Raw genomic sequence first — 3,149 nt, 5'->3', positions numbered from 1 at the left:
TCCTGCCACGCGGCGGGATCGGCGCGCGGCGCGAGCCGGTCGGGGTCGGGCGGCGCGGGCACGCTGTTCCAGCCGCGCCGGTAGTCGGGATCGGACAGGCGCCGCCGGTCCGACGGCGTCAGGATCGTCTGCGCGTCATGGCAGCCGGCGACGAAGTCCGCGCTGCCCGCGCAGGCGGCGGGATGGGGGTGGCTGCGCTCCGCGCTCCACCACCGGGCGCCGGCCCGCGCCTCGCCGGTCTGCGTCCCGAACCAGTCCTCCCAGTGCCGGCGGTCGGCGGCACCGGCGGCGAAGGCATCGGCCCGGTCGGGGTCGAGGGCTTGGGTGCCGAGGCTCGGCATGGCTGGGCCGGGGATCGCGGAGCCGGGGGCGGCGGCGGGCTGGGCGAGGGCGGGGCGCGGCGCCGCGAGGGCGGCGGCGATGAGCGCCCCGATGATCGTCCCGATCGTGCCCCCGGCGATCCGCCGGGGCGCCGCCAAATCCGCTGCCATCGCCGCCTTGCTCCCCGCGGGGGAAGAAGGCGCCGGGCGCGGGTCGCGGCAAGGGGATCAGCGCCGCCGGCGGGGCGCGATACGACCGGTTCTGACGTATCGCCGGCCGGCGGTCGCGCTACGGCAGGCCGAGGACGGCCTTGGCGAGGATGTTGCGCTGGATCTCGTTCGAGCCGCCGTAGATCGTGGTCGGCCGCGCCTGGATGAACACGCCGGCGGGGTGCAGTTCGCGGTTGCCCTCCATCGGGTCGAGCAGGCCGCCGTTCTCCGCCGCGATGTCGAGCATGGTCTGGCTGATGCGCTGATACAGTTCCGTCTGCCACAGCTTCAGCATCGAGACGTCGGCGCCCAGCATCTCGCCGCGCCGCAGCTTCTCGACATAGTGTTCATAGAGCGCGCGATGGTCCGCGAGGTCGAGGCGCAGGCGCTGATAGCGGTCCTGATACGCGGGGTCGTCGGCCACGCCCATGCGCTCGGCCAGCATGCGCAGCCGCGCGAGGGCATAGGACGACTGCTTCGGCGAGCCGATGAAGATGCGCTCGAAACCGAGCAGCGCCTTGGCCATCGTCCAGCCCTTGTTCACCTCGCCCACGAGGTTGCCGGCGGGGACGCGGACGTTGTCGAAGAACGTCTCGCAGAACTCGTCGTGCATTTCGAGGTTGATGATCGGCCGCACCGTCACGCCGGGCGTGTCGAGCGGCACCAGCAGGAAGCTGATGCCCTCCTGCTTCTTCGCCGTCTTGTCGGTGCGGACGAGGACGAAGATCCAGTTGGCGTCCTGTGCCAGGGTGGTCCAGGTCTTCTGGCCGTTGATCACCCATTCGTCGCCGTCGCGCACCGCCTCGGTCCGCAGGCTCGCGAGGTCCGATCCGGCGTTGGGCTCGCTGTAGCCCTGGCACCAGATGTGCTCGCCGGTGAGGATCTTCGGCAGGAAGTGGCGCTTCTGTTCGTCGGTGCCGTAGCGGATCAGCAGCGGGCCGACCATGACGATGCCGTGGTCGTTGGTGCGCGCGCAGCCGTGCCGCTCCAGCTCCTCGGTCATGATGATCTGCCGCGCGGCCGACAGGCCCATGCCGCCGTGTTCGCGCGGCCAGCCGGGGGCGAGCCAGCCCTTTTCGGCGAGCTTGAAATACCACGCCTTGTTGTCGCGCCAGTGCAGGCGCTTGGGCGGGTTGCGCAGCTCGGGCGGATAGTTCGCCTCGATCCAGTGGCGGACATGCAGCCGGAAGGCGTCGTCGTCGAGCCTGTCCAGCAGGTCGAGTTCGGCGTCCACCGCTCAGCGTCCCTTGAAGGCGGGGCGGCGCTTTTCCATGAAGGCCGCCGCGCCCTCGGCATGGTCGTCGGACTGGAACAGCGACAGCTGCAGGTCGCGTTCGAGGTCGAGCGCCGGCTCGATCCCCTGTGCCAGATAGCGGCGCAGCATCGCGATCGGCAGCGGTGCCATGTCGGCGAAGCGCTGCGCGCGTTCCATCGCCGCTTCCAGCGTCGCGCCCTTGGCGACGATGTGATCGACAAGGCCGATTTCGTGCGCGCGCGCCGCGCCGAACGTCTCGCCGTACAGCATGATCTGCCGCGCATGGCCCATGCCGACGCGCGCGGGCAGGGTGTGCAGCAGGCCGAGATCGGGCAGCAGCCCGACCTTGTTGAAGCTGCACAGGAACTGCGCGTCCTCGGCCGCGATCACGGTGTCGCAGCAGCAGGCGAGCGACAGGCCGGCGCCCGCCGCCCAGCCCTCGATCGCGGCGATGATCGGCTTGCTCGATTGCAGCAGCAGGCGGATGACGCGGTGCGACTGGCGGAACCGCTCGCGGCCCTCGGCCACGGTCTTGCGGCCCATGCCGCTGATGTCGCCGCCGGAGCTGAACATGCCGGCCGCACCGGTCAGCACGATGGCGCGCACCGAGGGATCGCCTTCGATGCGGTCGAGCGCGTCGATGAAGGCGGCGCGCATCGGGATGGCGAAGGCGTTGCGGCGCTGCGGGTAGTTCATCGTCAGCACGGCGACGGCGCCGTGCCGCGTCTCGAGGAGCATGTCGGCGGTGTGGGTCATGTCATCCATCGTCGCCCTCCGGTTCGGTGGTCGCATAGCGGGCACGGTGCAGGGCCGCACCGCCGAACAACGGCGCCACGACCATCGCCTTGCGCAGGAAAAGCCCGGCGTCGTACTCGTCGGTGTAGGCGATGCCGCCGTGCAGCTGGATCGCCTCGCGCGTGACCAGCATCGCCGCGTCCGAGGCGCGGGCCTTGGCGCGGGAGACGGCGGCGCGGCGCGCATCGGGCGCGTCCGTCGTGTCGAGGGTGCGGGCGGCGGCCTCCACGCTCGCGCGGGTCAGGGCGAGCTGCACCTGCAGGTCGACGGCGCGGTGCTGCAGCGCCTGATAGCTGCCGATCGGGTGGCCGAACTGCCGGCGCGTCTTCATGTAATCGAGGGTCAGCGCGAAGGCCCGCGCCGCGAGGCCCAGCAGATAGGCGGCGGTCGCGAGCGTCGCGTCCTCGCGCGCCGCCTCGGCCCGCGCCAGGGCGTCGTCGCCGCCGATCGCCTCGGCCGGCGCGTCGTCGAAGGTCAGGGTGCCGAAATGGCCGCCGTCCTGGGTCTGCGCCAGCTCCAGCGTCACGCCCGGCGCGTCCGCCGCGACCAGGGCGATACCGCCGCGCGCC

Annotated in this window: 4 protein-coding genes; all 4 read right to left on the bottom strand. The window is 71.8% G+C overall.

Annotation, left to right across the window (positions count from 1 at the left end; genetic code table 11):
- Positions 1 to 491: hypothetical protein (locus B8460_RS23605; protein WP_048861083.1), on the bottom strand; the 491-nt coding region annotated here is incomplete at its 3' end.
- A 118-nt stretch (positions 492 to 609) separates the two neighbouring features.
- The gene (locus tag B8460_RS08100) at positions 610 to 1,764 is read right to left on the bottom strand and encodes an acyl-CoA dehydrogenase family protein (protein WP_084623328.1); all 1,155 of its coding nucleotides are present in this window, start codon (positions 1,762 to 1,764) and stop codon (positions 610 to 612) included.
- Between the two features lie 3 nt (positions 1,765 to 1,767).
- Positions 1,768 to 2,550, bottom strand: coding sequence for an enoyl-CoA hydratase/isomerase family protein (locus tag B8460_RS08095; RefSeq protein WP_241771146.1), 783 nt, complete (start codon positions 2,548 to 2,550; stop codon positions 1,768 to 1,770).
- Positions 2,543 to 3,149: acyl-CoA dehydrogenase family protein (locus B8460_RS08090; RefSeq protein WP_048861081.1), on the bottom strand; the 607-nt coding region annotated here is incomplete at its 5' end. The genes B8460_RS08090 and B8460_RS08095, both read right to left, overlap by 8 nt.

The organism is Acidisphaera rubrifaciens HS-AP3 (genome assembly GCF_000964365.1).
Taxonomy (GTDB): Bacteria; Pseudomonadota; Alphaproteobacteria; order Acetobacterales; family Acetobacteraceae; genus Acidisphaera; species Acidisphaera rubrifaciens.
This window is presented reverse-complemented; position numbering and strand designations above follow the sequence as displayed.